The sequence below is a fragment of the Cupriavidus sp. GW823-FHT07A04 genome, from assembly GCF_058794615.1.
In genome coordinates, this window is record NZ_JBXAHA010000006.1 from 212,915 (window position 1) to 237,380 (window position 24,466).

At 67.8% G+C, this 24,466-nt stretch carries 23 protein-coding genes; 9 read left to right on the forward strand and 14 right to left on the reverse strand.

Annotated features, from left to right (window positions below; genetic code table 11):
- Window positions 1-13: 13 nt before the first annotated feature.
- The 3 genes from AC1Q7Q_RS12630 to AC1Q7Q_RS12640 all read right to left on the reverse strand — a co-directional run bounded on the left by AC1Q7Q_RS12630 (window position 14) and on the right by AC1Q7Q_RS12640 (window position 4,062).
- Window positions 14-1,903, reverse strand: coding sequence for a dipeptide ABC transporter ATP-binding protein (locus tag AC1Q7Q_RS12630; protein WP_253928213.1), 1,890 nt, complete (start codon window positions 1,901-1,903; stop codon window positions 14-16).
- A 105-nt stretch (window positions 1,904-2,008) separates the two neighbouring features.
- Window positions 2,009-2,962 (reverse strand): isoaspartyl peptidase/L-asparaginase family protein, encoded by a 954-nt coding sequence (locus AC1Q7Q_RS12635; RefSeq protein WP_492371683.1) that lies wholly within the window; start codon window positions 2,960-2,962, stop codon window positions 2,009-2,011.
- Window positions 2,963-2,967: 5 nt separating this feature from the next.
- Window positions 2,968-4,062 (reverse strand): MurR/RpiR family transcriptional regulator, encoded by a 1,095-nt coding sequence (locus tag AC1Q7Q_RS12640; protein WP_492371682.1) that lies wholly within the window; start codon window positions 4,060-4,062, stop codon window positions 2,968-2,970.
- Window positions 4,063-4,318: 256 nt separating this feature from the next.
- Here AC1Q7Q_RS12640 and AC1Q7Q_RS12645 point away from each other — a divergent pair, with 256 nt between their 5' ends.
- The gene (locus tag AC1Q7Q_RS12645; RefSeq protein ID WP_492371681.1) at window positions 4,319-6,265 is read left to right on the forward strand and encodes an ATP-binding cassette domain-containing protein; all 1,947 of its coding nucleotides are present in this window, start codon (window positions 4,319-4,321) and stop codon (window positions 6,263-6,265) included.
- A gap of 81 nt (window positions 6,266-6,346) precedes the next feature.
- On the opposite strand, the gene AC1Q7Q_RS12650 is transcribed toward AC1Q7Q_RS12645, so the two are convergent.
- The 5 genes from AC1Q7Q_RS12650 to alr all read right to left on the reverse strand — a co-directional run bounded on the left by AC1Q7Q_RS12650 (window position 6,347) and on the right by alr (window position 10,826).
- Window positions 6,347-6,832 carry a disulfide bond formation protein B gene (locus tag AC1Q7Q_RS12650; protein WP_006161979.1) on the reverse strand — a complete coding sequence of 162 codons (486 nt, stop codon included), beginning with the start codon at window positions 6,830-6,832 and terminating at the stop codon, window positions 6,347-6,349.
- A 59-nt stretch (window positions 6,833-6,891) separates the two neighbouring features.
- Window positions 6,892-7,545 carry a GNAT family N-acetyltransferase gene (locus tag AC1Q7Q_RS12655; RefSeq protein ID WP_492371680.1) on the reverse strand — a complete coding sequence of 218 codons (654 nt, stop codon included), beginning with the start codon at window positions 7,543-7,545 and terminating at the stop codon, window positions 6,892-6,894.
- 25 nt (window positions 7,546-7,570) lie between these two features.
- Window positions 7,571-8,152: a hypothetical protein gene (locus AC1Q7Q_RS12660; protein WP_492371679.1), complete on the reverse strand. Its 582-nt coding sequence runs from the start codon at window positions 8,150-8,152 to the stop codon at window positions 7,571-7,573.
- A 76-nt stretch (window positions 8,153-8,228) separates the two neighbouring features.
- Entirely contained in the window at window positions 8,229-9,590 is a 1,362-nt protein-coding gene (gene radA, locus AC1Q7Q_RS12665) for a DNA repair protein RadA (RefSeq protein WP_006161974.1), read from the reverse strand.
- A 120-nt stretch (window positions 9,591-9,710) separates the two neighbouring features.
- On the reverse strand, window positions 9,711-10,826 hold the full coding sequence (gene alr / locus AC1Q7Q_RS12670; protein WP_492371678.1) for an alanine racemase: 1,116 nt from the start codon (window positions 10,824-10,826) through the stop codon (window positions 9,711-9,713).
- Window positions 10,827-11,287: 461 nt separating this feature from the next.
- Here alr and lplT point away from each other — a divergent pair, with 461 nt between their 5' ends.
- Entirely contained in the window at window positions 11,288-12,607 is a 1,320-nt protein-coding gene (gene lplT / locus AC1Q7Q_RS12675) for a lysophospholipid transporter LplT (protein ID WP_492371677.1), read from the forward strand.
- 140 nt (window positions 12,608-12,747) lie between these two features.
- Here lplT and AC1Q7Q_RS12680 read toward each other — a convergent pair whose 3' ends face one another.
- The 4 genes from AC1Q7Q_RS12680 to tsaB form a co-directional block, all read right to left on the reverse strand.
- Window positions 12,748-13,914, reverse strand: coding sequence for a DUF1853 family protein (locus tag AC1Q7Q_RS12680; protein ID WP_492371676.1), 1,167 nt, complete (start codon window positions 13,912-13,914; stop codon window positions 12,748-12,750).
- Window positions 13,889-14,860, reverse strand: coding sequence for a uracil-DNA glycosylase (locus AC1Q7Q_RS12685; protein WP_492371675.1), 972 nt, complete (start codon window positions 14,858-14,860; stop codon window positions 13,889-13,891). Before AC1Q7Q_RS12685 ends, AC1Q7Q_RS12680 begins: the two co-directional genes overlap by 26 nt.
- Window positions 14,857-15,342 carry a ribosomal protein S18-alanine N-acetyltransferase gene (gene rimI / locus AC1Q7Q_RS12690; RefSeq protein WP_416050501.1) on the reverse strand — a complete coding sequence of 162 codons (486 nt, stop codon included), beginning with the start codon at window positions 15,340-15,342 and terminating at the stop codon, window positions 14,857-14,859. The genes AC1Q7Q_RS12685 and rimI overlap by 4 nt, the downstream gene beginning before the upstream one ends.
- 101 nt (window positions 15,343-15,443) lie before the next feature.
- Window positions 15,444-16,211 carry a tRNA (adenosine(37)-N6)-threonylcarbamoyltransferase complex dimerization subunit type 1 TsaB gene (tsaB, locus tag AC1Q7Q_RS12695; protein ID WP_492371674.1) on the reverse strand — a complete coding sequence of 256 codons (768 nt, stop codon included), beginning with the start codon at window positions 16,209-16,211 and terminating at the stop codon, window positions 15,444-15,446.
- A 200-nt stretch (window positions 16,212-16,411) separates the two neighbouring features.
- On the opposite strand from tsaB, the gene AC1Q7Q_RS12700 reads away from it, so the two are divergent.
- Entirely contained in the window at window positions 16,412-16,681 is a 270-nt protein-coding gene (locus AC1Q7Q_RS12700) for an acyl-CoA-binding protein (RefSeq protein ID WP_150983548.1), read from the forward strand.
- A 45-nt stretch (window positions 16,682-16,726) separates the two neighbouring features.
- Here the strand turns inward: AC1Q7Q_RS12700 and AC1Q7Q_RS12705 are convergent, their stop codons facing one another.
- Both AC1Q7Q_RS12705 and AC1Q7Q_RS12710 read right to left on the reverse strand, forming a co-directional pair.
- Window positions 16,727-18,196 (reverse strand): DHA2 family efflux MFS transporter permease subunit, encoded by a 1,470-nt coding sequence (locus AC1Q7Q_RS12705; protein WP_492371673.1) that lies wholly within the window; start codon window positions 18,194-18,196, stop codon window positions 16,727-16,729.
- Complete coding sequence (locus AC1Q7Q_RS12710) at window positions 18,193-18,663, reverse strand: SRPBCC family protein (RefSeq protein ID WP_492371672.1); 471 nt, start codon at window positions 18,661-18,663, stop codon at window positions 18,193-18,195. The genes AC1Q7Q_RS12705 and AC1Q7Q_RS12710 overlap by 4 nt, the downstream gene beginning before the upstream one ends.
- An 81-nt stretch (window positions 18,664-18,744) precedes the next feature.
- On the opposite strand from AC1Q7Q_RS12710, the gene AC1Q7Q_RS12715 reads away from it, so the two are divergent.
- The 6 genes from AC1Q7Q_RS12715 to AC1Q7Q_RS12740 all read left to right on the forward strand — a co-directional run bounded on the left by AC1Q7Q_RS12715 (window position 18,745) and on the right by AC1Q7Q_RS12740 (window position 24,429).
- On the forward strand, window positions 18,745-19,461 hold the full coding sequence (locus AC1Q7Q_RS12715; protein ID WP_492371671.1) for an SGNH/GDSL hydrolase family protein: 717 nt from the start codon (window positions 18,745-18,747) through the stop codon (window positions 19,459-19,461).
- Between the two features lie 164 nt (window positions 19,462-19,625).
- A complete protein-coding gene (locus AC1Q7Q_RS12720; protein WP_492371670.1) occupies window positions 19,626-20,069 on the forward strand; it encodes a VOC family protein in 444 nt (147 codons plus the stop codon).
- 165 nt (window positions 20,070-20,234) lie between these two features.
- Window positions 20,235-21,422, forward strand: coding sequence for an acyl-CoA dehydrogenase family protein (locus AC1Q7Q_RS12725; RefSeq protein ID WP_492371669.1), 1,188 nt, complete (start codon window positions 20,235-20,237; stop codon window positions 21,420-21,422).
- A 32-nt stretch (window positions 21,423-21,454) separates the two neighbouring features.
- Window positions 21,455-21,799 (forward strand): DUF3088 domain-containing protein, encoded by a 345-nt coding sequence (locus tag AC1Q7Q_RS12730; protein WP_492371668.1) that lies wholly within the window; start codon window positions 21,455-21,457, stop codon window positions 21,797-21,799.
- A gap of 33 nt (window positions 21,800-21,832) precedes the next feature.
- Window positions 21,833-23,080: an acyl-CoA dehydrogenase family protein gene (locus tag AC1Q7Q_RS12735; protein ID WP_492371667.1), complete on the forward strand. Its 1,248-nt coding sequence runs from the start codon at window positions 21,833-21,835 to the stop codon at window positions 23,078-23,080.
- On the forward strand, window positions 23,077-24,429 hold the full coding sequence (locus tag AC1Q7Q_RS12740; protein WP_492371666.1) for an LLM class flavin-dependent oxidoreductase: 1,353 nt from the start codon (window positions 23,077-23,079) through the stop codon (window positions 24,427-24,429). The genes AC1Q7Q_RS12735 and AC1Q7Q_RS12740 overlap by 4 nt, the downstream gene beginning before the upstream one ends.
- Window positions 24,430-24,466: the final 37 nt, after the last annotated feature.

Genomic DNA, 24,466 nt, shown 5'->3' on the forward strand with positions numbered 1-24,466 from the left:
TGGTTTCGTCAGTTCAGTAGGCGCCGCCGATGGCGTGCCGGGCTACAAAATGATGGGATGCGGCGTTGCCGCCAACTGCTACGAGCGGTTGCACCACCGGCTCGTCGCCAAGCGCGCGGATCGGGCTGGGCATTTCGTCCGAGAGCGGCTCGCGCTTGAGGTGGCGGCGCGCCGGATCGGCGATCGGCACCGCCGACATCAGCTTCCTGGTGTACGGGTGCTGCGGGTTTTCAAAAATGGCGCGGCGCGGGCCGATCTCGACGATCTGGCCCAGGTACATCACCGCCACGCGGTGGCTCACGCGCTCCACCACGGCCATGTCATGCGAAATGAAGAGGAACGCAATGCCCATCTCGCGCTGCAGGTCCAGCATCAGGTTGACGATCTGCGCCTGGATGGAAACGTCGAGCGCGGAGACCGATTCGTCGGCGACCACCACCTTCGGGTTCAAGGCGAGCGCGCGCGCAATGCAGATGCGCTGGCGCTGGCCGCCCGAGAACTCGTGCGGGTAGCGCGAGGCGTGCGCGGCCGACAGGCCCACCTTTTCCAGCAGCCAGGCCACGCGCTGCTCGGCCTCCTTGCCGCTGGCCACCTTGTGCACCAGCAGCGGCTCCATGATGGAGTAGCCCACCGGCACGCGCGGGTCGAGCGAGGCGAACGGGTCCTGGAAGATGAACTGGATATTGCGGCGCAGGGTCTGCAAGGCGCCGCCGCGCATCTGGCTGATGTCCTGCCCGTTGAACTCGATGGTGCCACTCTGGCTGTCGACCAGGCGCAGCAGCGAGCGGCCGGTGGTGGACTTGCCACAGCCGGACTCGCCCACCAGCGCCAGGGTCTCGCCGGGGTAGAGGTCAAAGCTCACGCGCTCCACCGCGTGCACGCGGCGCGCCACGCGGCCCAGCAGGCCACCCGGCACGTCGAAGCGGGTCACCAGGTCGCGCACGCGCAGGATCGGCGAGGCGTCCACCGCCACCGTATCCTGCGGCACCGGCGCCACCGGCTCGCCCTGGTCCAGCTGCACCAGCGGGAACTTGGCCGGCCAGTCGGTGCCGCGCATGGCGCCCAGCTTGGGCACCGCGGACAGCAGCGCACGGGTGTAGGGATGCGCGGGCTTGCCGAAGACTTGCTCGGAGGTGCCCTCCTCCACCTTCTCGCCGCGGTACATCACCAGCACGCGGTCGGCCACCTCGGCCACCACGCCCATGTCGTGGGTGATGAAGACCACGGCCATGTCCATCTCGGACTGCAGGTTGCGGATCAGTTGCAGGATCTCGGCCTGGATGGTGACGTCGAGCGCCGTGGTGGGCTCGTCGGCGATCAGCAGCGCCGGCTTGCACGACAGCGCCATGGCGATCATCACGCGCTGGCGCATGCCGCCGGAGAGCTGGTGCGGGAAGCGGTCCAGCACGCGGCGCGCCTCGGGAATGCGCACGATCTCCAGCATGCGCAGGGCTTCGGCGCGCGCCTCGGCGCGGCTCTTGCCCTGGTGCAGGCGGATCGATTCGGCAATCTGCTCGCCCACCGGAAATACCGGGTTGAGCGAGGTCATCGGCTCCTGGAAAATCATCGCCACGTCGCTGCCACGCACGCGGCGCATGGCAGCGCCATCGGCGGTGGCGAGATCGAGCACCTGGCCATTGCGCCGTCGCAGCGCCATGCTGCCGGTGGCGATCTTGCCGCCGCCGTGTTCCACCAGGCGCATCAGCGCGAGCGAGGTCACCGACTTGCCCGAGCCCGACTCGCCCACCACGGCCAGCGTCTCGCCACGATCGACGTGGAAAGACAGGTTGCGCACGGCTTGCACCGTGCGCTCCGAGGTGGAGAAACGCACGGTGAGATCGTTGACGGCTACCACGCGTTGCGCTGGCAGGACGATGGTCGACTGGGAAGAGGATGCAGCCACTGGGCCCCCTTTAGTGCCTAGGTTGATGCTTTGTTGGTGCTTTGCTTGGTGCTTTGCTTGGTGCGTTGCTTGCCATGCGGGTGCCGCTGCCGTACTCGCGCACGCTCAGCCGTAGATCCACACATTGACCGGCTCGCCAACCCGGGCGAAGCCGCGGTACATGCCTTCGGTATTGAACGGCAGCGTGACGTTGCCGTCACGGTCCACGGCGATGAGGCCGCCGCGCCCTTCGATGGCAGGCAGCTTTTCCATCACCACGCGGCGTGCGGCTTCTTCCAGCGGCACGCCCGCGTAGCGCATCTGCGCCGCCACGTCGTACGCGGCCACGGTGCGGATGAACATTTCACCGGTGCCGGTGGCGGACACCGCCGCCACATCGTCGGCAAAGCAGCCGGCGCCGACGATGGGCGTATCGCCCACCCGGCCTACCTGCTTGTTGGTCACGCCGCCGGTGGAAGTCGCTGCGGCCAGGCGCCCCTGCGCATCGAACGCCACCGCGCCGACCGTGCCGAACTTGGTGTCCGGGTCAATGGGTTCCGCAGCCAGCGTGGCGGCGTCGTGGTCCAGCAGGGTCGTGCCACTGGCGGCGCGGGCGCGCGCCCACTGATCGGTGCGCGCCTGCGTGAAGTAATAGTCCGGTGTCACCAGTTCCAGGCCCTGCGCTTGCGCGAAGGCCTCGGCGCCCTCGCCGGCGAACAGCACGTGCTGGCTCTTCTCCATCACAGCGCGCGCGGCCAGCACCGGGTTGCGCAGGTGCTTGACGCAGGCCACCGCGCCGGCGCCCAGCGTGGCGCCGTCCATGATCGCGGCGTCCAGCTCATAGGTGCCGGCGTGGGTCAGCACCGAGCCGCGCCCGGCATTGAACAACGGGCAATCTTCCAGCAGGCGCACGGCCTCGGTGACAGCGTCGAGCGCGCTACCGCCATCGGCCAGCACGCGCTGGCCGGCCTCAAGCACAGCGCTCAGCGCGGCGGTGTATTCGGCTTCCTTGGCGGGGCTCATGGCGGCACGGGTGATGGTGCCGGCGCCGCCGTGGATAGCAATGACTGGGGTGTTCATGAGGTTCACGATGCGTTCGGGGAAGTCTTTTTGCGGCGTGCCGTGGCCGCCTTGGCGCGGCCTTCGGCCGCTTCGTCGTGGCGTTGTTCGCGTTGGTCACGCGGCTCGCGCCCATCCCGCCCTTGTCCGGGGGGCGCGCCGTGCAGCCACGGCAGCAGGAAGTCGGTCATCTCGGCGGCGGCCTTGACGGCATGCGCGGCGCGATACGCCACCGCGCCGCACAGCGCCTCGATAAAGGCCAGCACAGCCGCATCCGAATTGGCGGAAAGCTGGCGCCCGGTCTGGGCGTACAGCGCGATGTCGGCCAGCGGCGCCAGCGGCGAAGTGGGCCCGTCGGTCAGCGCCAGGATATGGGCGCCATGCGAGCGTGCACGCTTGGCGATGGCCACGGTGTCATACACATAGCGCGGGAAGCCGATCACGATCAGCAGGTCGCGCGGCTGCAACTTGAACAACTGGCGCGCCGCGGTGGACGCGCCGCCCGCGCCCGAGACCGAGATCACGGTGCGGCAGGACATATCCAGCCCATGCTGCAACAGCCCTGCCAGGAAGCCGCTGGCGCCGAAGCCCACCACGAAGATGCGCTCCGCCGCCAGGATGGCCGCCACCGCGCGCTCGCAGGTCTCGGCATCGAGCGCGCGCCGCGAGGCTTCGAGGTTGCGCACATCCTCCTCCAGCGACGCGGCAAACACTTCGGCCACCGTGGCGGGACGCGCCAGTTCGGTGCGCAATTTCTCAACTGGTGCAAGCGTTGCCTCGAAACCGCGCACCAGTTCGGCGCGGAACTGCGGGAAGCCTTCGAAGCCCAGCGCATGCGCGAAGCGGTTCGCGGTGGCCACCGACACCGCCACGGCATCGGCAAATTCGTCGATGCGCATGGTGGCGGCGCGGAACGGGTTGCCCAGCACGTACTCCGCCATGCGCTGGTGCGCTGGCGTGAGCGTGGGCAAGGCTCGGGCGATGCGCTCCGCGATCGAAGCGCTGCCGTTACTGCCGTTACTGCCGTTTTTTCCGGCAGAGCCGTGGGTACCGTTACCGTTGGTCATGGCGCGTGCATTGGGTTGGTCGGAGATGCGCGCGGCGGGAAACAGCGTTTTCATCCAGCGCGGATCTATGTAAATAAATTTACACGCAAACCCCATGCCATGAAAATAGAGTTTTACCAGCCCAAGGGTTTTCACCTAGGAACATCGAAAACGAAGACGGCCATACGCCATGCGCCGAGCGTTGCGGGGGCGCCGCCATACGAAGCGGCTACAATGCCGGGTTGCCCCGTGCCATGCCGGGGCAGGTTAGATTTCGAGCTACAAGGGCAACCGCCCCAGACCCGCAGCCTTCTTCAGCCTTTCCCCTCCCGTGATCCGAATCGACCAGCTAGTCCTCCAGCGCGGCACCAAGGTGCTGTTCGACCACACCAGCGTGACGCTGAACCCCGGCGAGCGCGTCGGCCTTGTCGGTGCCAACGGCAGCGGCAAGTCGACCCTGTTCGCCATGCTGCGCGGCGAATTGCAGGCGGACGGCGGCGACGTGGCCATCCCGCCGCAGTGGCGTACTGCCCACGTTGCGCAGGAAACCCCCGCGGTCATGCGCAGTGCAGTGGATTACACGATCGACGGCGATACCCGGCTGCGCGACATCGAAGCGCGCATCGCCGCGGCCCAGGCCAGCGGCGATGGCAGCGCAGAGGGCGAAGCCCACGCCGCCTTTGCCGATGCCGACGGCTACACCGCGCCGGCACGTGCGGAGGCCCTGCTGCTGGGGCTGGGCTTTACGCTGGCGCAGGTATCGCAACCGGTGGCCTCGTTCTCCGGCGGCTGGCGCATGCGGCTGAACCTGGCGCAGGCGCTGATGTGCCCGTCCGACCTGCTGCTGCTCGATGAGCCCACCAACCACCTGGACCTGGACGCCATCGTCTGGCTGGAAGACTGGCTGGCGCGCTATCCGGGCACGCTGGTGATGATTTCCCACGATCGCGAATTCCTCGATGCGATCTGCAATGTCACCGTGCACATCGAGAACCAGCAATTGCGCCGCTATGGCGGCAACTACAGCCAGTTCGAGACGCTGCGCCTGCAGCAGATGGCCTTGCAGCAATCCGCCTACTCGCGCCAGCAAAAGGAAATCGCCCACCTCGAATCCTTCATCACCCGCTTCAAGGCCAAGGCCAGCAAGGCACGCCAGGCGCAGAGCCGGGTCAAGGCGCTGGAGAAGATGGAACGGCTGGCGCCGGTGCATATCGCTGCGGGCTTTGCGTTCGAGTTCCGCGAGCCGGATTCGGCGCCCAACCCGATGATGGTGCTCGAAGGCGTGGACTGCGGCTATCCCGCTCCCGCGCCGGACGCGCCGCCCGTGACCATCCTGCACAACCTCACGCTGTCGATCCAGACCGGCCAGCGCATCGGCCTGCTGGGCGCCAACGGCCAGGGCAAATCAACCCTTGTCAAGACGCTGGCCGCCTCGCAGGAAGCACTGGCCGGCACGCTGCGCCAGGGCAAGGGCCTGCAGATCGGCTACTTTGCCCAGCACCAGCTGGAAACGCTGCGCGATCACGAGTCGCCGCTGCAGCACTTGGCCCGGCTCGCGCCGGACACCCGCGAGCAGGAACTGCGCGACTTCCTCGGCAGCTTCAATTTCCGCGGCGAAATGGCCACCGCGTCGATCGAGCCGTTCTCCGGCGGCGAGAAGGCGCGCCTGGCGCTATCGCTGATCGTCTGGCAAAAGCCCAACCTGTTGCTGCTGGATGAGCCAACCAACCACCTGGACCTTGACACCCGCGAGGCCCTCACCATGGCGCTGGCGCAGTTCGAAGGCACGCTGATCGTGGTCTCCCACGACCGACACCTGCTGCGCGCCACCACCGACCAGTTTCTGCTGGTGGCCGACGGCACCATCCAGCCCTTCGATGGTGACCTGGACGATTACCGCGACTGGCTGCTCAAGCAAGCCGCGGCCAAGCGCAACGCGGCCACCGCCGCGCACGCACAGGAAGACGGCGAAGCACCAGCGGCCTCCACCGCCAACCGCCGCGACCAGCGCCGCGCCGAGGCCGACGAGCGCCAGCGCCTGACGCAATTGCGCAAGCCGCTGGCCAAGGAGCTGGAAAAGGTGGAAAAGCGCATGGCCGTGCTGCAGCAGGCCAAGAGCGAGATCGACACCTTCATGGCCGACGAAGCCAGCTACGCGGAGGCCAACAAGGCAAAGCTGCTGGAAATGCTCAAGCGCCAGGGCGAGGTCGGCGGCGAGCTGGACACGCTGGAAGAGCGCTGGCTGGAGCTGCAGGAGCAGATCGAGCTGATCGTTTGATCGTTGGATCGTGCGAGGGGTGCCGGGGGCGGCAGCCCCCGGGATGCGCGCGCCGGCAGCCGCCGGTGCGCGCCAGGCAGATCAGCGGTAGTTCTTCTCGCGCCGGATCATGCCGACCGCCAGCGTGGCGGACAGGATGAACAGCCAGATCAGCGACCATGCCGGGATCGACAGGCCGAAGATCGGGGGCAGCGGCGTGGTGCACATGCCATCCGAGTAGAACACCTGCGGCAAGATCTTGGCCGTGGGCAACTGGTTGACCCAGTTCTCCAGCGGATCGATGCCGCAGCTGGCCTTGGGGTTGAGCAGCAGCGACACGTGATAGCCCGCCACCGCGATGCCGGCCACGCCGGACAACATGCCCAGGCCCTGCCACAGGCTGCGCGTGTTCTGCGCAATGGCGGCCAGCAGCGAGAACAGGCCGATGCCGACGAAGGCAAAACGCTGCATCACGCAAAGCGGGCAAGGCTGGTAGCCCTCCACATGCTGCAGGTAGAGGGCATAGCCGACCAGGCCGAACGAAATCGCGGCGATCAGCAAAAAGAAACTACGGGAATTGGCTTGCATGGCTCACTAGCAGAAAAGGGCCGGGCGACATGCGCCGGCGCGCAATACGAGGCACATTATTACCGATTTTGCGGACCGCGCCCGCCCAATCCGTTGCGATGGGCAAGGCGCTGCTTGCGGCGGATTGACGCATGCCAGCGCGCCAACGGCAAGCGGTAGAGCCAATGCTTGCGCAACGGGCTGTCCGGCGCGACCGCCGGGTGCTCGAAGGTGCCATCCGCCACCATGCCCAGGCGCTCCATCACGGCCCGCGAACGGACGTTGGGCAGCGCGGTGAACGAGACGATTTCCGCCAGCGCCAGTTGCTCGAAGCCCAAGCGCAGCGCGGCCTGCGCCGCCTCAGAGGCATAGCCCTGCCCCCAGTACGCCTGCGCCAGGCGCCAGCCGATTTCCACACAGGGCGAAAACGGCAACGCAGCGGCAGGCTCGTGCAGGCCGACAAAGCCGATGAATGCGCCATCGGCCTTGCGCTCGACCGCCCAAAAGCCCCAGCCCCGCTGCGCGATCAGCGCCTGGCAGCGCAGCGCCATCGCGTCGCTGGCCGCGCGGTCTAGCGGCGCGGGGAAACACGCCATCACCACAGGATCGGCATTGAGCGCGGCAAAGGGTGCGAAATCCGCCTCACGCCACTGGCGCAGGCGCAGCCGCGCGGTTTCCAGCACGACCGGCTCATGGCCAGCCGTGCCTGGCGCCGAAGGGCATTGATCGGGCATGGTGGCAACTTCTCCTGGGCCAGTGTCAGCGCGCAGCGGCGCCCTGCTCCGCCCGGCTGCGCTCGTAGGCTTTGAGCGCCCGCGCATCCGCGTGGCTGACAAGCTCGCAGAGCAGCAACGTCTTGCCAGGCAGCGCGGCGCTTTCGCGCGCCACGATGGAAACGGTGCCGAGATCGGGCAGGGGCTGCTGAGCGGCCGGCAGAGCGCGGGCAAAGCCCTTGGTGGCGGTGCCGAGCAACGTCGAAGGCTCCTGCTTGAGCTTGTAGCGCGCGGCCAGCGCCTCAGCCTGCAGGCCTTGCACCAGCACACCCGCCGACGTACCGGCGAATACCACTTCATCACTTTGGAAACCGTCCTGCCCGATGGGCTGCGGCAGCTTGTAGATGGCCGCGCCCAGCCTGGACAGATCTGGCTTGGCGAGCTTCTCGGCGGCCTCATAAAGCGCGGTGGCGGATTTCGTCGTGTAGGGCGGCTTGCACAGCGCTGCGTCAAAGAACGCCTTGCTGGCATCGGCCGCGGCGGCGGCGCCGGACACCGAGAGCAGCGTGGCGCCGCAGCCGATCGCGGCTAGCAGGCCGGCGTGGCGTCGGACGTTGAAAGTGAGCATGGATGAACTCCGATTAAAAAGTGCTTCGGAATATACCCAAAGTTGCTGGAAAAAGGGCAGGAATGGGCCGAAAGCCTCACTCCATATGCCGAACCCGGTCGATCGCCTGCTCCAGCCGCTCCACCGCGATCACTTCCAGGCCCTCGATCTTCTGCTTGGGCGCGTTGGCCTTGGGGATCACCGCGATCGAGAAGCCCAGCTTGGCCGCCTCGCGCAAGCGGTCCTGCCCGCGCGGGCTGGGCCGGATCTCACCGGCCAGGCCGATTTCGCCAAACACCACCAGGCCGCGTGGCAGCGGCTTGTTGCGCATGGAGGAGTGAATGGCCAGCAGCACCGCCAGGTCGGCCGCCGGCTCGGTGATCTTGACCCCGCCCACGGCGTTGAGGAAGACGTCCTGGTCAAAGCAGGCAATGCCGGCATGGCGGTGCAGCACCGCCAGCAGCATGGCCAGCCGGTTCTGCTCCAGACCCACCGCCAGGCGCCGCGGGTTCGGCACGTTAGCCGTATCGACCAGCGCCTGCACCTCCACCAGCAGCGGGCGCGTGCCCTCCTGCGTCACCAGCACGCAGGAGCCGGGCACCACCTGCTCATGCTGCGACAGGAACAGTGCTGACGGGTTGCTGACCCCGCGCAGGCCGCGCTCGGTCATGGCGAACACGCCCAGCTCGTTGACCGCGCCAAAACGGTTCTTGAAGGCACGGATCAGGCGGTGCGAGGAATGCGTGTCGCCCTCGAAATACAGCACGGTATCGACGATGTGCTCCAGCACGCGCGGGCCGGCCAGGCTGCCGTCCTTGGTCACGTGGCCGACCAGGATGATGGTGGTGCCGGTGCTCTTGGCAATCCGGGTCAGCTGGGCCGCGCACTCGCGCACCTGGGCGACCGAGCCTGGGGCCGAGGTCAGCGCATCCGAGAACAAGGTCTGGATCGAATCGATCACCGCGACCTCGGGCTTTTCCACCTCCAGCGTGGCCTGGATCTTCTCGAGCTGGATCTCGGCCAGCAGCGCCAGGTGCGGGCTGTCCACGCCCAGGCGCTGCGCCCGCAGTGCGATCTGCGCGCCGGACTCCTCGCCGCTGACGTACAGCACGCGGCGCTGCGCGGACAGGTTGGCCAGGGCTTGCAGCAGCAAGGTGGACTTGCCGATGCCGGGATCGCCGCCGATCAGCACCACCCCACCCGACACCAGACCACCGCCGAGCACGCGGTCGAACTCCTCGATGCCGCTGGAAAAGCGCGGCACGTCGGCGGCGTCGATCTCCGACAGGCGCTGCACCATGGCCGAGGCCGCCAGCGGCTGGAAGCGCTTGGTCGAAGGGGTTTCCGCCACGCTCTCCACCAGCGTGTTCCATTGCTGGCACTGCGGGCACTGGCCTTGCCAGCGCGGCGAGGTGCCGCCGCACTCGGTGCAGGTATAGACGTTCTTGGGCTTGGCCAACTGAGGTCCTAGGGGATGCTGAAGGGGATGCTGAAAAGGATGCGCAAGGAAATGGCGGGGGCTCGGGATCGGTCGCCTGGGCCGGGACGAAAGCCCCGGCCCCTGCCCTGCATGGGCCGCTCAGGTCAGCGCAGGCTGCTCCGGCGCGGTCAGGGTCGCCACGGTGACGGGCACCCGGGGCGCCAGCGCGCACATCAGTTCGTAGCCCACGGTGCCGCTGGCCACGGCGACGTCGTCGATCGGCAAGCCCTGGCCCCACAGGGTCACGGCGCTGCCCACCTTGGCTTTCGGACAAGGCGTCAGGTCGACGCAGATCATGTCCATGGAGACCCGGCCCACCAGATGGGTGCGCACGCCGTCGACCAGCACCGGCGCCGGCTTGTCGCCCCAGCCTGCGGCGTGGCGCGGATAGCCGTCGGCATAGCCGCAGGCCACCACGCCGATGCGCATCGGCCGCTCGGCCGTGAACAGCGAGCCATAGCCTACGGTATCGCCCGGCTGCAGGTCCTGCACCGAAATCAGCTCGCTGTGCAGCGACATGGCCGGCTGCAGCCCAAAGCTGGCCACATCGGCCGCGACGCCCGAGGGCGAGGCACCGTACAGCACCACCCCGGGACGGACCCATGCGCGATGGGCCTGGGGATGCCACAGCGTGGCGGCCGAGTTGGACAAGCTGGCCTCGCCCGGCAGGTTGGCGGTGGTGGCGTCGAAGACTTCCAACTGGTGCGCGACGCCGCGCGCGCTGTCGGCGTCCGAGAAATGGGTCATGTGCACAATGCTGCCTACGCATGGCAGGGTTCGCGCACGCTCCCAGGCTGTGCGGTACTGCTCCGGGCGGAAGCCCAGCCGGTTCATGCCGGTGTTGAGCTTGAGCTGGATGCCCAGCGGCCCCTTGGGACGCGCCACTTCCAGCATGCGCAGTTGTTCCTCGCAATGCACCGCGGTGGTGAGACGGTACTGCTCCAGCAAGGGCACGTCCTGCGGCTGGAAGAAACCCTCTAGCAGCAGGATCGGGCCTTGCCAGCCCAGCTCGCGCAGCAGCACGGCTTCGTTCAGGTCGAGCAGGCCGAAGCCGTCGGCAGCGCGCAGGCCGGCGAATGCCCGGCGGATGCCGTGGCCATAGGCGTTGGCCTTGATCACAGCCCAGACGCGCGACTGGGGTGCGCAACGGCGCACTACGTCCAGGTTGTTGGCCAGGGCCGGTTGATGAATGACGGCGTGAATGGGTCTTGGCATGGGATCGCTTCTAGTGCTTTCTACTGCTTTCTACTGCTTCTAGTGGCTTGCGGCGCGGCGGATCGGCGGGGATCCTGGCTGTCTGGCCGGATCACTTCCGCCGGGTGGATGCACCATATCCGGGAAGACCCGGTACGCGCAGCGCGTCGCACAGACGTTATTTGAACACATTAGGGCAAACATTTAGGGAATCGCCGCGCGCTTGCGCTGTCCAACCGGCGGCCCGTGGAAGCTCGGAATCGCCTTATTTTCGTGTTATAAAGCCGGACGTTCCGGCCATGTTTTAAAAGTGATGCAATATGTCGAACACGGTCAGGCAAACTGCGCAGCGATCCCACGGCTGGCCCGGGCATCACTTTGACAACGACGCGGGCCCAGGTTCCCTACAGGCAACAACAGCACCCAGCGGCGCGCTGCTGCCTGACATGTACGGTGATAGCGATGGAGATAGAGTCCAAAGTATGAAGAAGGGTTTTTATACCATCATGGCCGCGCAGTTCTTCTCCTCGCTGGCCGACAATGCGCTCCTCATCGCCGCTATCGCCCTTCTGACCGAGCTGCACTCCCCACAGTGGATGACGCCGCTGCTCAAATTGTTCTTCGTGCTGTCCTACGTCGTGCTGGCCGCCTTCGTGGGCGCCTTCGCCGACTCGATGCCCAAGGGCAAGGTGATGTTCATCACCAACACCATCAAGATAGCGGGGTGCGCCATCATGATGTTCGGGTTGCACCCGCTGCTGGCCTACGGCATCGTCGGGTTCGGCGCAGCGGCATACTCGCCCGCCAAGTACGGCATCCTCACCGAGTTGCTGCCGCCCGAGAAACTGGTCGCCGCCAACGGCTGGATTGAAGGCCTGACGGTGTGCTCGATCATCCTGGGCACGGTGGTGGGCGGGGCACTGATCTCGGTGCACATCTCGCATCTTCTGCTCGGCATCGACGTTCCCTACGTCAACACGGGCATCAACACCCCGGCCGAGGCAGCCATGGTGGTGATCATGCTGTTCTACGTGATCGCAGCCGTGTTCAACCTGTTCATCCCCGAGACGGGCGCGCGCTACCCGCAGCAGGAAAAGAACCCGATCAAGCTGATCGCCGAGTTCGCTGATTGCTTTACCGCCCTGTGGCGCGACAAGCTCGGCCAGATCTCGCTGGCCGTGACCACGCTGTTCTGGGGTGCCGGCGCCACCTTGCAGTTCATCGTGCTGAAATGGGCGGAAAAATCGCTCGGCCTGAACCTGTCGCAAGGCGCCCTGCTGCAAGCGGTGGTGGCGGTGGGCGTGGCGGTAGGCGCGATCATGGCGGCCATGCGCATCCCCTTGCGCAAGTCACTGTCGGTGCTGCCGTTTGGCGTGGCGATGGGCGTGGTGGTGATGCTGATGGCCTTCTACACCAAGAACAGCCTGCCCGAAATTTCGCTGGATGTGCTTGGCATGCACATGCCGCTGTACATGGCGATCGCCTACGTCTTCCTGATGCTGGTGGGAGGCATGTCCGGCTACTTCGTGGTGCCGATGAACGCGCTGCTGCAACACCGCGGGCACGTCCTGCTGTCGGCCGGCCATTCGATCGCCGTGCAGAACTTCAACGAGAACGTCTCGGTGCTGCTGATGCTGTGCCTGTACGCGCTGCTGATCAAGCTCAATGTGCCGATCGGCATTGTCATCGTGGCCTTCGGCATCTTCGTATGCGCCACCATGCTGCTGGTGATGCGCCAGCACCGCTACAACGTGCGCAACTTCAATTCACTCGCCATGATCGGCGAGGACAAGCACCACTAAGAGGCTGTTTCAAAATGAAGCGAAGCGGTTCTGGCTAGGCGCGCGGCCGCAGACAGTACAAGTGGATCGGCCAAGGCCGCGCAACGACGCCAGCATCTTTTTGAAACGGCCTCTAAGCGTCGCTTGCGCCGCGGGCCGGTTCAGCCCACCGGCCTGGCGATGCGCTCGCGCGCCCGCTCCTCCCAGCCCGGCGGCACCACAAACCCACGGGTACGCTCGCGCCACACGCCGGGCTGCCCCGCCGGCTCTACCTCGCACAGCATCACCGGCGCTTCCCGGCGCCAGTTCTTCTCGTGATGCGTCTCCGCAAAACGCAGTGCCAGTGCCTCATGAATCGCCTCGGCGGTTTCCGTGTGCGCTTGCGCCACCCTGGCCGGCGCCATCCACGCCGAGCGCGGCAGCCGGTACCAGCGCGAGCCTTCGCGCCTGCCAGCCCAGGCCAGCCAGTCCGGCAAGGTGGACCACCATCCGTGCAGGTGATCCGGCGCTATGCCCAGGCTGTCGATGGATAGCGGCACCACGCCGTCCCGGTAGAAGAGCCAGCCGAGCAGGTAGACCTCGCTGCGGTCGACAGGGCGGCCCAGCAGCGCCAGGGCCTCGGGGGTGCGTGACAGCGGCAGTTGCCTGCGCACAATGTGTTCGAGCTTGTCACCCAGGCGGTCCACCAGGTTGGGGCCGACGAAGCAATGGCGGTCCAACACGGCAGCGCCGGGCCCGCCGCCGCGCGGCGCGCCGTGCGCCGCGGGCTCGACCAGCAAGTAGAACTTGGCCGCCATCTCCCAGTGCACGGTGGCGCCGCTGGCCACGTCGCGCCAGACAAAATCGAGCTCGCCCAGCGTCTGCACGCCATGCGCGCCGGCACGGCGCACCGGCAGGTTCGCCGCAAGCAGCTCCAGCCCCTCGGCGTGTTCCAGCGTGAATTGCAGCAGGCGCTCGGCATGCCGGCCCAGCCGCAGGCTGGGCGCGGGCGACGGGCCGCGCACGCGTTGCTGCTCCAGGCCCGCGGCAAGTTCGGCAATGGTGGGAGGCAGCGCGGCGGGGTCGGCGGCGGGCAGCCAACGCTGCCAGGCGGCCAGCGCGCCTTCCGGCCAGCGCGCGAGCGCCGCTGGCGAATGCCCGGGGGCGTTGCCATTGATGATGGCGTTGCCTGCGTCGTCCGTCGGCAGGAATGCCAGCAGCGGAGGCGACAGCGAGCACCAGGCGAGCTCGCGCAGGCGCTGCGAGACGGCATGGCGCCAGAGCGGCGCCATCTCGATGGCGCCGCCGGGGCTCAGCGAGAACTCAGGCCTTGGCTCCCGCACGGGCATGTACCTCGCGGGCCAGGCACAGGTCTTCCCAGGCACGCGCCTTGTCGGACAAGGTGCGCAACAGGTAGGCCGGGTGGTAGGTCACCACCACCGGAATGCCTTCGTAGCTATGGACGGTGCCACGCAGCTTGCCGATCGGCGTGGTGGTGCGCAGCAGGGACTGGGCGGCAAAGCGCCCCAGCACCACGATCAGCTTGGGCTGGATCAGCGCGATCTGCCGGCGCAGGTAAGGCTCGCACTGGGCGACCTCCTCCGGCTCGGGATTGCGGTTGCCGGGCGGGCGGCACTTCAGCACGTTGGCGATAAACACGTTGCGCCCGCGCGCCAGGCCTACCGCCGCCAGCATATTGTCGAGCAGCTTGCCGGCCTGGCCCACGAAGGGCTCGCCTTGCAGGTCCTCGTTTTCGCCGGGGGCTTCGCCGACCAGCATCCATTCGGCCTGGCCGTCGCCCACGCCGAACACGGTCTGGGTGCGGCCATCGCACAACTGGCAATCGGTGCAGCCGGAGACCCGCTGCGCAAGCGCGGCCCAGTCCAGGCGCGCAATCACGGCTTCGCGCGTGCCGGTATCTGCCACCGCCGCCGCAGGCTCTGGCGGCATGCGCGCGACGGCGGCGTCGGCCGTGGCCGACACTCCCGCGTCCATATCGGCTTGTGCCGACCATGCGCAAGGCGCTGCTTCGGCCTGCGCTTTGGCATCCCCTTCGTCCTGCGCTTCGGGCTGGGCTTCGTCCACGCCAGCGTCGGCCACAGCGGCGAGCGTCACGGCGGCCTGGGCCGCTTCGCGCGAGGCCGTGTCGTCATTGACGACGGGATCTTCGGCGCTCGGGTCGGCGAGCCCCGCCATGGCGGATGGCTCGACCGCCTCCGGCAGGGCTGGCGCGCGGCGCAGCACCCATTCATCGGCAATGCCGAGCACTTCGAGGAACCTGGCGCGGCGGCTCATGGCACGGCCTCCGTGGGCGCCCACGCGCGGCGCAGCACAAGCGCATCCTCGCGCGTCTGGCCGGCTGCGGGGTAATAGCCCTTGCGCCGGCCGATCTCGGCAAAGCCTGCCTGACGGTACAGCTCGATGGCACCCACATTGGAGGGACGCACTTCGAGCAGCATGGTGTGCAGATGATGCGCGTGCGAGGTAGCCATGGCAGCGGCCAGCAGCAGCCGGCCAAGGCCGCCGCGCTGGCGCGCCGGGTCCACGGTGATATTGAGCAGGTGCATCTCGTCGACAACCGGCATCAGCACCGTGTAGGCGACCAGCACGCCCCCGTTATCCCGCAAGGTCAGGCCGATGTGACCGGCCTTGACGGAATTCTCGAAATTGGCACGGGTCCATGGGTGGGTGTAGGCCCGGGCTTCGATCTGCGCCACGGCTTCCACATCCAGCGCCGTCATGCGGCCAATGCTCCAGCCCGCCGGCACGCTTGGCATCACCGGCACCTCGGGCCATGCGTACCCGCTGCCGCACGCTGCATGCGCGCCCTGGCCGGGATTGGCCGAGCCGGCGTCCGGTGGCGGGTTGCGCTCCACGCTCACGGCTGGTCTCCCGCCGCCAGCGCAGCGCGCTGCGCCGCCACGGCCTGGCGCTCGGCGATGGTCTGGGCGACCTTGTCGCGCAGATAGATCGGCATGGCATCGGACGGCGCAACGGTTTCGTTGCGGGCCAGCGCGCGCAAGGCAATCGATACCAGGGCCGGCGCGGCGGGCAAGGCCTCGGGCACGCTGTGCAGCGCCAGCGCCGTGGCCTTGAGGCGCTCGCCAAACACGGCAGCGGCACTGCCCGCGAGCCAGAACGGCCCGGTGGGCAGGCTGACGGCCTCCGGCGGGCACACCTGCATGTCGGTCGCCGCCTGCCACGCCTGCGCGGCGCCATCCCAGCGAAACGCGCCTGCGTAGGCTTCGTCCATGCGGGCGTCCAGCGCCACCAGCACGGATACGTCGAGCGGCAGCGCCGGCATCCCTTCCCCGCCCAGGCGCACGCGTTCGGCGCAAGCCATCAGCGAATTGACGGGAATCACAGGCAGATCGGCGCCAAAGGCCATGCCCTGGGCCACGCCGCAGGCGGTGCGCAGGCCCGTGAAGGAGCCCGGCCCGGCGCCAAAGGCGATGGCGGCACAGTCCGACAGGGCAATGCCGGCTTCGGCCAGCAACTCGCCGGCGGCCGGCAGCACGCGCGAAGACGAGCGCGGGCCGGTGTGTTCATGACGAACCAGGCACTCCAGGGCGCCGCCATCGGCAATGCGCCCGAGCGCGACGGAACACCACTCGGTGGAGGTTTCAACTGCAAGAATCCAGGACATGGCGAGATTGTATCCGGAGCGGCCCCAAAAGCTGAACTAGCGCGCGGTGCGCACGCCTCGCCCGGGGTGCGCCGGACTGAAGCGTTCTTCGGTTTCTTTCGGCTCAAACGCGCGGTGGCGGGCGCTATCATCGCGGCTACCGGGTTTTTCCCGAACACCGAACCCAAAACGCATCCCCCCCATCCAGCCAGGAGAACCCCATGAGCGACCTGCAGGCACGCTTTGCCCAAGCCCAGATCGACGTCAAGCAATTGACCGAGCGCCCCAGCAACATGACCCTGCTGCGCCTCTACGCGCTGTTCAAGCAAGGCAGCGAGGGTGACGCCCATGGCGACAAGCCGGGCATGACCGATTTCGTCGGCCGCTACAAGTTCGAAGCCTGGGAAACGCTCAAGGGCACCGCCCAGGAAGACGCGCAGGAAAAATACATCGCGCTGGTGGAAGAACTGCGCAGCGGCGCCACCGCCTGAAGCCATATGCCATATGGGTTAGCCGGCGCTCGGCCGGCTAACCCTTCAGGCCTCGGCCAGCGGCCTAGGCCGTATCCGCCAGGCTGCCAGGATGGCGGTGGCAATGACAAGGCCAACCGCCAGGAAGGTCTCGTCGAAGGCGCGAATGCGCGCGGCCGGGTCGCCGTCGGTACCGAGCACCGCACCCTGCGCGGCCAGCCGCCATTGCAGGCCGACGCCGGCCAGGCTTACCCCGATCGCACCGCCCAGTTGCCGGATGAAGTTGATGCAACTGGAACCCTGCGCAATCAGCGAATAATCCACGCCCCGCATCGAGCCCAGCGTCAGCGACGGCAGGATGCAGCCAAGCCCGATCCGCCCCAGCACCGCAAACCCCACCAGCAGCAAGTAAGGCGTGGCCTGGGACCCCATCGCCATCAGCAGGAACGAAGCCGACAGCAGCGCGAGCCCGAACGACACCTGCAGGTGTGGCGGGATGCGATGAGTCAGCCGCCCCGCCGCGGCAATGGTCAGGGCCAGCGCGATGCCGGCCGGCAGCAGCACCAGCCCGGCGCGCGACGGCGTATAGGCCAGCGCCATCTGCATGTAGACGGGCAGCAGGTAGGTCGATCCGAACAGCCCCGCGCCATAGATGAACGCCACCACCGCCCCGGCCGAAAACTGCCGGTAGCTGTACAGGCGCATGTTCATCAGCGGGTTCTCCGCGCGCAACTGCCACAGCACGAACACCACCAGCATCAGCACGCCAAAGCCTGCCAGCGCCATGCCGGCAGGCACGCTCTCGCGCATCTGCACCAGCCCGTTGAGCAGGCTCACGGTGGCAATGCCGGCCAGGCCCAGGCCCTGCCAGTCGAGCGGCTTGCGCTCGCCCATCATGGCCGAGTCCACCGCCATGAAGCGGCGCGCCATCCACAGCCCGATCAGCGTCAGCGGCACCACCACGAAGAAGATCGAGCGCCAGCCGAAGGCCTCCACCAGGAAGCCGCCCACGCTGGGGCCGAGCGCCGGCGCCAGCACCACCCCAAAGCCAAACATGCTGATCGCCTTGCCCTGCTCGCGCTCCTCGAACACCCGCAGGATCAGGATATTGGGCAACGGCTGCAGGATCCCCGCCGCAATGCCCTCGGCCACCCGCATGGCGATCATCACCCCATAGGTGGGCGAGAATCCGCCGACCAGCCCGCCCATGCCCAGCAGCAGCAAGCTGCCAATGAACGTGCGGCGCAAGCCGTAGCGGTTAAGCAGCCAGGGCGTGAGCAGCATCGACAGCGTCATGGCAATCATGAAGCTGGCCGCCACCCATTGCGCGCTGTCCTGCCCCAGCACGAAATGCCGGCTCAGGTCAGGAATGGCTACATTGACGATGGTCGACGACACGATCGAGGAGACCGTGCCCAGCATCAGCGTCAGCAGCACCAGCCAGCGCAGCTGGCTGCCATAGCGTGCCCGCAGCGATTCCCGGGTCGGACCGCCCGGCTGCCCGCGGGAGGCGGGCGACGAGGGCTGCTCGCTCACCCCAGCCGTCCGAGGGCGGCCAGTTCGCGGATTTTGCGCACGGTGTCGAGGTCGGCCTCGTGATAAGCCGACTTGACGATTTCGGCGAAACGATCGTCGCCGCTGTCGTCCACCGCGGGCATGGTGGTCTCGTAGACAAAGCGCAGCAGCAAGGCGCCAGGGCCCGGCGTCTCGATCGCCATGGTCAGGGTGCCGCCGGCGTGCTCGTCGGTAGGGGCGGTTTCATAGCGCACGACGCGGCGCGGCTCGAAGACGACGCGGTCGCGAATCGTGGCCTTGCCGAAATGCAGCTTGCGCTCGACCCAGTCGTCGCCGCGCTCCACGATCTCCGCGCGGTCCAGCCCCATGACAAACAGCTCGGGCTCGGCACTGCGCAGCACCAGCCCTTGCCAGAGCTGCTCCGGCGTGAGCGTGTCCAACTGGATATTTTGTGGATCGTTGATCTCCACCAGGTGCTCGAAACGCAACTTAACTCTCCCGATCTATAGTTAGCCGATATTATGAAGGTCTGTGCCAAGGTCCGCAGCAAAACTTCCCGGAGCCCACCCATGAGCGCCCTGCCGTCTCCCGACACACGAACCGATGTCCTTAGCGCCATCGATCCGCTGCAGGTACTGGTCTACGCCGACTCGCTATCGTGGGGCATCGTGCCGGGCACGCGGCAGCGCCTGCCCTGGCCGGTGCGCTGGCCCGGCCGGCTGGAGCTTGCACTGAACGGTGCCAAGGCCGGCGGGCAGCGCCCCGTGCGGATACTGGAAGACTGCCTCAACGGCCGCCGCACGGTCTGGGACGATCCCTTCAAGCCGGGCCGCAACGGCATCCAGGGCCTGGCGCAGCGCATGGAGATGCACGCGCCACTGGCGCTGGTGATCCTGATGCTCGGCAGCAACGATTTCCAGTCCATGCACCCGCATCACGCCTGGCACGCCGCGCAAGGCATCGGCGCCCTGCTCGACACCATCCGCGGCGCACCCATCGAGCCGGGCATGCCCGTGCCACCGGTGCTGGTGCTGGTGCCCCCGCCCATCACCACGCCGCGCGGGCCGCTGGCGCCGAAGTTTGCCGGCGGCGAGCACAAATGCGCGGGGCTGGCGCAAGCCTTCCAGGAAGTCTGCCGCGCGCGCGGCTGCGACTGGTTCGACACCGGCACGGTCATCCATAGCAGCGAAGTCGACGGCGTGCACCTGGACGCCGCCGACCACATCGCGCTGGGCGATGCGCTGGCACCCGTGGTCGATGCCCTGCTGGCGCCAATGCGCGCCTGAGGCCCTCCGGGGGCCCTCCCGGGGCCGCTTTCAGCCTTGCGCGTCACAGGCGCCGAGTAGAACACTCCTGACAGTACGTGTCAGGAGTGCCGGCGCACAATCCTGATCTTCGGGCGAAGTGCTTCCTTGCGGGCCGCGCCCCCCATTCCAAGCAGGAGACCGCGATGCAATTGCTGATCAATATCGACGTCGACGACCTCGCGCACGGCATCCGCTTCTACCAGCACGGCCTTGGCCTGCGCCTGGCGCGCAAGCTGTTCGACGGCTCCGTGGCGGAAATGCTGGGCGGCGGCGCGCCGATCTACCTGCTGGCCAAGGCACCGGGCACCAGGCCCAGCACGCGCGCCGACGGCCGGCGCGACGATCGCCGGCACTGGACGCCGGCGCATCTCGATTTCGTGGTGGCGGACCTGGAAAGCGCGGTGGAGCGTGCGCTGGAAGCCGGCGCCGAGCTGGAGGACTGGCCGCAGGATTTCGCCTGGGGGCGGCAGGCGATGCTGTCCGACCCTTTTGGCCACGGGCTCTGCCTTATCGAGTGGAAGGGTGACGGTTATAGCGCCGCCGAAACGGGAAAGGAAGCCAGGGTGCCGGCGTTGCAGGATCAATAGCGCCATAGCCCGGCCATGCCCGCGCGGCCGGGCCAAAGGAAGTACGCCGGCTCGCGGCGCAAGGCCATCCACAAAAGTGGATATGCAAGCGCGGTTTGCTTCGTTGGTGGCGCGCAAGCCTTGCTCTATCGTCTCTCGGGTGCAACTTCGAGAAGACAACGCGGCATGTCCAACTTCGACCCGGATCTGAACGATCCCTTCGTCGCCCGCGCGGTGGTACTGCGCGAGACCTTCCATACCGATGCCGTCGCCCGCGACAAGGCTGGCGGCCGGCCTACCGAGCAAATCCGCTTGCTCAAGGAAAGCGGCCTGCTTTCAGCGGGCATTCCCACGGCCTACGGCGGGGGCGGTGCTTCGTGGCTTTCACTGCTGCGCGTGGTGCGCGAATTCGCACGTACCGATGGCTCGCTGGCCCACCTCTTCGGCTACCACCATCTGCCCGTGCACGCCGTGCAGGCGCGCGGCACGCCGGCGCAGCAGGAGCGCTGGCTGCGCGCCGCCGCCAAGGCGCAATGGCTGTGGAGCAACTCGGGCAATGCGCTGTCGAAGACGTCCAGTGCACAGCGCGCCCCCGGCAACGAGGGCTGGGTGGTCACCGGTTTCCGGCCCTTCTCCAGCGGCAGCCATGTGGCCGACGTGATCCAGCTGGCATGGGAGAACGCGCTGGGCCAACGCCTGATGGGCGTGGTGCCCGCCGATCGCGCGGGCATCGTGATCGAGGATGACTGGGATGGCATCGGCCAGCGCCAGACCGGCAGCGGCACCGTGACGTTCAACAGCGTGCTGGTACGCGACGATGAACTGCTCGGCAAACCCGACGATCCGCTCACCCCTTTCGCATCGCTGACCACGCTGCTGCAGCAAAGCGTGCTGCTCAACGTGTTTGTCGGCACGGCACAGGGCGCGCTCGACGAAGGCCGCGCCTATACCGCCACGCAGTCGCGCCCATGGATCCACTCAGGCGTGGAGCGCCATGTCGATGATCCGTGGGTCCAGCGCAAATACGGCGAGCTTGCCATCCGCACCTTGGCGGCAACCGAGCTGGCCGACCAGGCGGCGCGCAGCCTGGATGCCATTTACGGCTACGGACAGGCGCTGACGCTGGAGCAGCGCGGGCCGGTAGCCATCGCGCTGGCTACCGCGAACCTGTACGCAGGGGAAACCGGCCTGGCCGTATCGAACGAGATCTTCGAGGTGATGGGCGCGCGTTCGGCCACCAACGCCAACGGCTTCGACCGTTTCTGGCGCAACGTGCGCACCCACACGCTGCACAACCCGGCCGAGTACAAGAAGCGCACGGTGGGCACGTGGTTGCTCACGGGCGAGTTCCCCTCGCCTGCCATCTATCGCTGACCCCGCCGAACCTGCCGACCCCACCAAACATCATGAGCCGCGACCGACTGTTCCTGCTGCAACCCGGATTTACCGACCCCAAGCATCCCGGCGAACACTTCGTCTGCCCGGACTGCCTGCCGATCGAAGGCCTGCTGGCCAGCGCGCCCGCACTGGCAGCGCGCCTGGACATTTCACGCGAGCCGTTTGCGCGACCGCGCGAGGCGGTGGCCGCCCTGCTGGGCGAGGCGCACCAGGGCCTGCCGGTGCTGATCCTGGGCGACGCCGCGCCGGCACCTGCCGACGCCCAGCGGCATGGCGGACTGCGCTTCGTCACCGATACCCGCCGCATCCTTGCCTTGCTGGCGGAGCGCCATGGCTTTGCCAAGGTGCATTGAGCCTTCGATGACGGCTACCGACCGAGACCCAACATGACCGCCAACGTCGCCTTTCTTCACACGCCGGGCGAACCAGCGCCCGCGCTGTTCGAGCCGGACACCGGCAACCCCTTCATCGCCCGCGCGGTCTCGCTGCGCGAGCGCTTCGCCGACGACGCCATCGCCCGCGACCAGGCCGGCGGGAAACCCGCCGAGCAGATCCGCTTGCTCAAGGAACACGGCCTGCTTACGCTGCTGCTGCCGCGCGAAGTCGGCGGCCAGGGCGAAACCTGGTCGACCGTGCTGCGCATCACGCGCCTGTTCGCGCAGGTGGACGGCTCGCTCGGCCATCTGTTCGGCTATCACTACAGCAGCCTGCTGAGCCCGCGCTTGCGCAACGCACCGGAGAAGGCCGCCAGCCTGTGGCGCCGCTCGGCCGAAGGCAACTGGTTCTGGGGCAACACGGCGAACAGCTTTTCCAGGAGCCTGTTTGGACGGCGCGATGGCGAGTGGTTCGTGCTGGACGGCTATCGCCCCTTCACCTCCGGCTCGCACGTGGCCGACTTCCTGGCGATTGCCTGGGAAGACGCCGACAGCGGCGAACGCCGCTTTGCCGCGATTCCCGCGGACCGCGCAGGCATCGTGATCGAGGACGACTGGGACGGCATCGGCCAGCGCCAGACCGGCAGTGGCCGCGTCACCTACCAGGGTGTGCGCGTGCACGAGAGCGAAGTGCTCGGGCAGCCGGTGCCCTTGAACCCCACCGGCGCGCCGGCCGAGCCCTACCGCACGGTCACGCCGCTGCAGCAGCAAAGCGTGCTGCTCAATGTGTTCATCGGCACGGCGCAAGGCGCGCTGCGCGCCGGGCGTGAATACACGGTGCATGAGTCGCGCCCATGGATTCACTCTGGCGTGGAGCGCCATGTGGACGACCCGTGGGTGCGCCGGCAATACGGCGAGCTCTGGGTCAAGACCCAGGCCGCCACCGCGCTGGCCGACCGCGCGCTGCTCGCGCTCGACGCCGTGATCGCACGCGGCGAAGCGCTCAGCGCCGAGGAGCGCGGCGAAGCAGCCGTGGCCATTGCGGCGGCCAACGTGCTGGCCGGCGAGGTCGCGCTGCAGGTCTCCAGCGAGATCTTCGAGGTCACGGGCGCGCGCTCGGCGGTGCGCAAGACCGGCCTGGACCGCTTCTGGCGCAACGTGCGCATCCATACCCTGCACAACCCGTCCGAGTACAAGACCCGCAATGTCGGCCGCTGGGTGCTGGGCGAAGGCCATCCGGAACCGGGGACCTACCAATGAGTGCATCGAACGGGGCGCGCCAGCGCCAGCTCCACCTCAACATCAACATCCTGCACTCGGGCTTCGTGCCCTCGGCGTGGCGGCTGCCCGACAGCGATCCCGCCGCCTTTACCGACGTGCGGCACTACATCCGCGTGGCGCAGATCGCCGAAGCCGGCAGGCTCGACGCGGTGTTCCTGGCGGACAACGCCGCTATCGTCGACCAGATTCATTTCCGCCCGATCCCGGCGCTGGAACCCACGGTGCTGCTGGCCAGCATCGCGGCAGCGACCACGCATATCGGCCTGATCGGCACGGCGTCCACCAGCTACAACGAGCCCTACAACATCGCGCGGCGCTTCGCCACGCTAGACCATGTGAGCGCGGGGCGCGCCGGCTGGAACGTGGTCACCACGGCCGATGTGCCGTCGGCGCGCAATTTCGGGCGCGATGCGGCGCCGGACCACGCGCAGCGCTATGCGCGGGCGGCCGAATTCACGTCCGTGGTCAAGGCCCTGTGGGACAGCTGGGAGGACGACGCCTTTATCGGCGACAAGGCATCGGGCCGCTTCGTCGACACCGCCAAGGTGCAGCCGATTGCGCACCAGGGCGAGCATTTCAGCGTGCAGGGGCCACTCAACCTGCCGCGCTCGCCGCAAGGCCATCCGGTGGTGGTGCAGGCCGGCGGCTCCGCCGACGGGCGCGAGCTGGCCGCACGCCATGCCGAGGCTGTGTTCTCGGCATCGCAATCGTTCGAGGAATCGCTGGCCTACGGGCGCGAGCTCAAGGCGCGCGCACAAGCGCTTGGGCGCGGGCCCGATGCCGTGCAGGTGCTGGCCGGCCTGACCACCATCATCGGCGCCACCGAAGCCCAGGCCCGCCGGCGGCGCGACGAGCTGATCGACCTGATCCCCTGGGACTACAGCCTGGCGCGGCTGGCTGGCACGCTCGGCATCACGCCGGACCGCCTGAAGCTGGACGAGCGGCTGCCGGACAACCTCGCCCTGCCCGCCAACGGCAATGGCAACCACACCTTCTTCAACGCCACGCTCGCGCTGGCGCGGCGCCATGGCTACACCGTGCGCGAACTGATCCGCGAGCTGGCGGGCGGCGGCGGCCACCGCGTGATCGTGGGCACGCCCGAGCAGATTGCCGACGACATCGAGCACTGGTTCCGCCACGGCGCGGCCGATGGCTTCAACCTGATGCCCGATGCGCTGCCCGACGGGCTGCAGGACTTTGTCGACGGCGTGGTGCCGATCCTGCAGCGGCGCGGCATTTTTCGCACGCAGTACGAAGGCAGCACGCTGCGCGAGCACCTGGGGCTGGCACGGCCGCAGGGCCGGCAAGGCACACGCATAGCCGCCTGATATCCCTCAACAACCGATAAGCAATCGATAAGCAATC

Coding starts and splice junctions, on each gene's coding strand:
- AC1Q7Q_RS12655 (WP_492371680.1), bottom strand. CDS start 7,545: ATGCCCGATCAATGCCCTTCGGCGCCAGGCACGGCTGGCCATGAGCCG.
- AC1Q7Q_RS12730 (WP_492371668.1), top strand. CDS start 21,455: ATGAGCCGCGACCGACTGTTCCTGCTGCAACCCGGATTTACCGACCCC.
- AC1Q7Q_RS12740 (WP_492371666.1), top strand. CDS start 23,077: ATGAGTGCATCGAACGGGGCGCGCCAGCGCCAGCTCCACCTCAACATC.
- lplT (WP_492371677.1), top strand. CDS start 11,288: ATGAAGAAGGGTTTTTATACCATCATGGCCGCGCAGTTCTTCTCCTCG.
- tsaB (WP_492371674.1), bottom strand. CDS start 16,211: ATGTCCTGGATTCTTGCAGTTGAAACCTCCACCGAGTGGTGTTCCGTC.
- alr (WP_492371678.1), bottom strand. CDS start 10,826: ATGCCAAGACCCATTCACGCCGTCATTCATCAACCGGCCCTGGCCAAC.
- AC1Q7Q_RS12680 (WP_492371676.1), bottom strand. CDS start 13,914: ATGCCCGTGCGGGAGCCAAGGCCTGAGTTCTCGCTGAGCCCCGGCGGC.
- AC1Q7Q_RS12650 (WP_006161979.1), bottom strand. CDS start 6,832: ATGCAAGCCAATTCCCGTAGTTTCTTTTTGCTGATCGCCGCGATTTCG.
- AC1Q7Q_RS12700 (WP_150983548.1), top strand. CDS start 16,412: ATGAGCGACCTGCAGGCACGCTTTGCCCAAGCCCAGATCGACGTCAAG.
- AC1Q7Q_RS12635 (WP_492371683.1), bottom strand. CDS start 2,962: ATGAACACCCCAGTCATTGCTATCCACGGCGGCGCCGGCACCATCACC.
- AC1Q7Q_RS12715 (WP_492371671.1), top strand. CDS start 18,745: ATGAGCGCCCTGCCGTCTCCCGACACACGAACCGATGTCCTTAGCGCC.
- rimI (WP_416050501.1), bottom strand. CDS start 15,342: ATGCCAAGCGTGCCGGCGGGCTGGAGCATTGGCCGCATGACGGCGCTG.
- AC1Q7Q_RS12720 (WP_492371670.1), top strand. CDS start 19,626: ATGCAATTGCTGATCAATATCGACGTCGACGACCTCGCGCACGGCATC.
- AC1Q7Q_RS12725 (WP_492371669.1), top strand. CDS start 20,235: ATGTCCAACTTCGACCCGGATCTGAACGATCCCTTCGTCGCCCGCGCG.
- AC1Q7Q_RS12685 (WP_492371675.1), bottom strand. CDS start 14,860: ATGAGCCGCCGCGCCAGGTTCCTCGAAGTGCTCGGCATTGCCGATGAA.
- AC1Q7Q_RS12660 (WP_492371679.1), bottom strand. CDS start 8,152: ATGCTCACTTTCAACGTCCGACGCCACGCCGGCCTGCTAGCCGCGATC.
- AC1Q7Q_RS12735 (WP_492371667.1), top strand. CDS start 21,833: ATGACCGCCAACGTCGCCTTTCTTCACACGCCGGGCGAACCAGCGCCC.
- AC1Q7Q_RS12640 (WP_492371682.1), bottom strand. CDS start 4,062: ATGAAAACGCTGTTTCCCGCCGCGCGCATCTCCGACCAACCCAATGCA.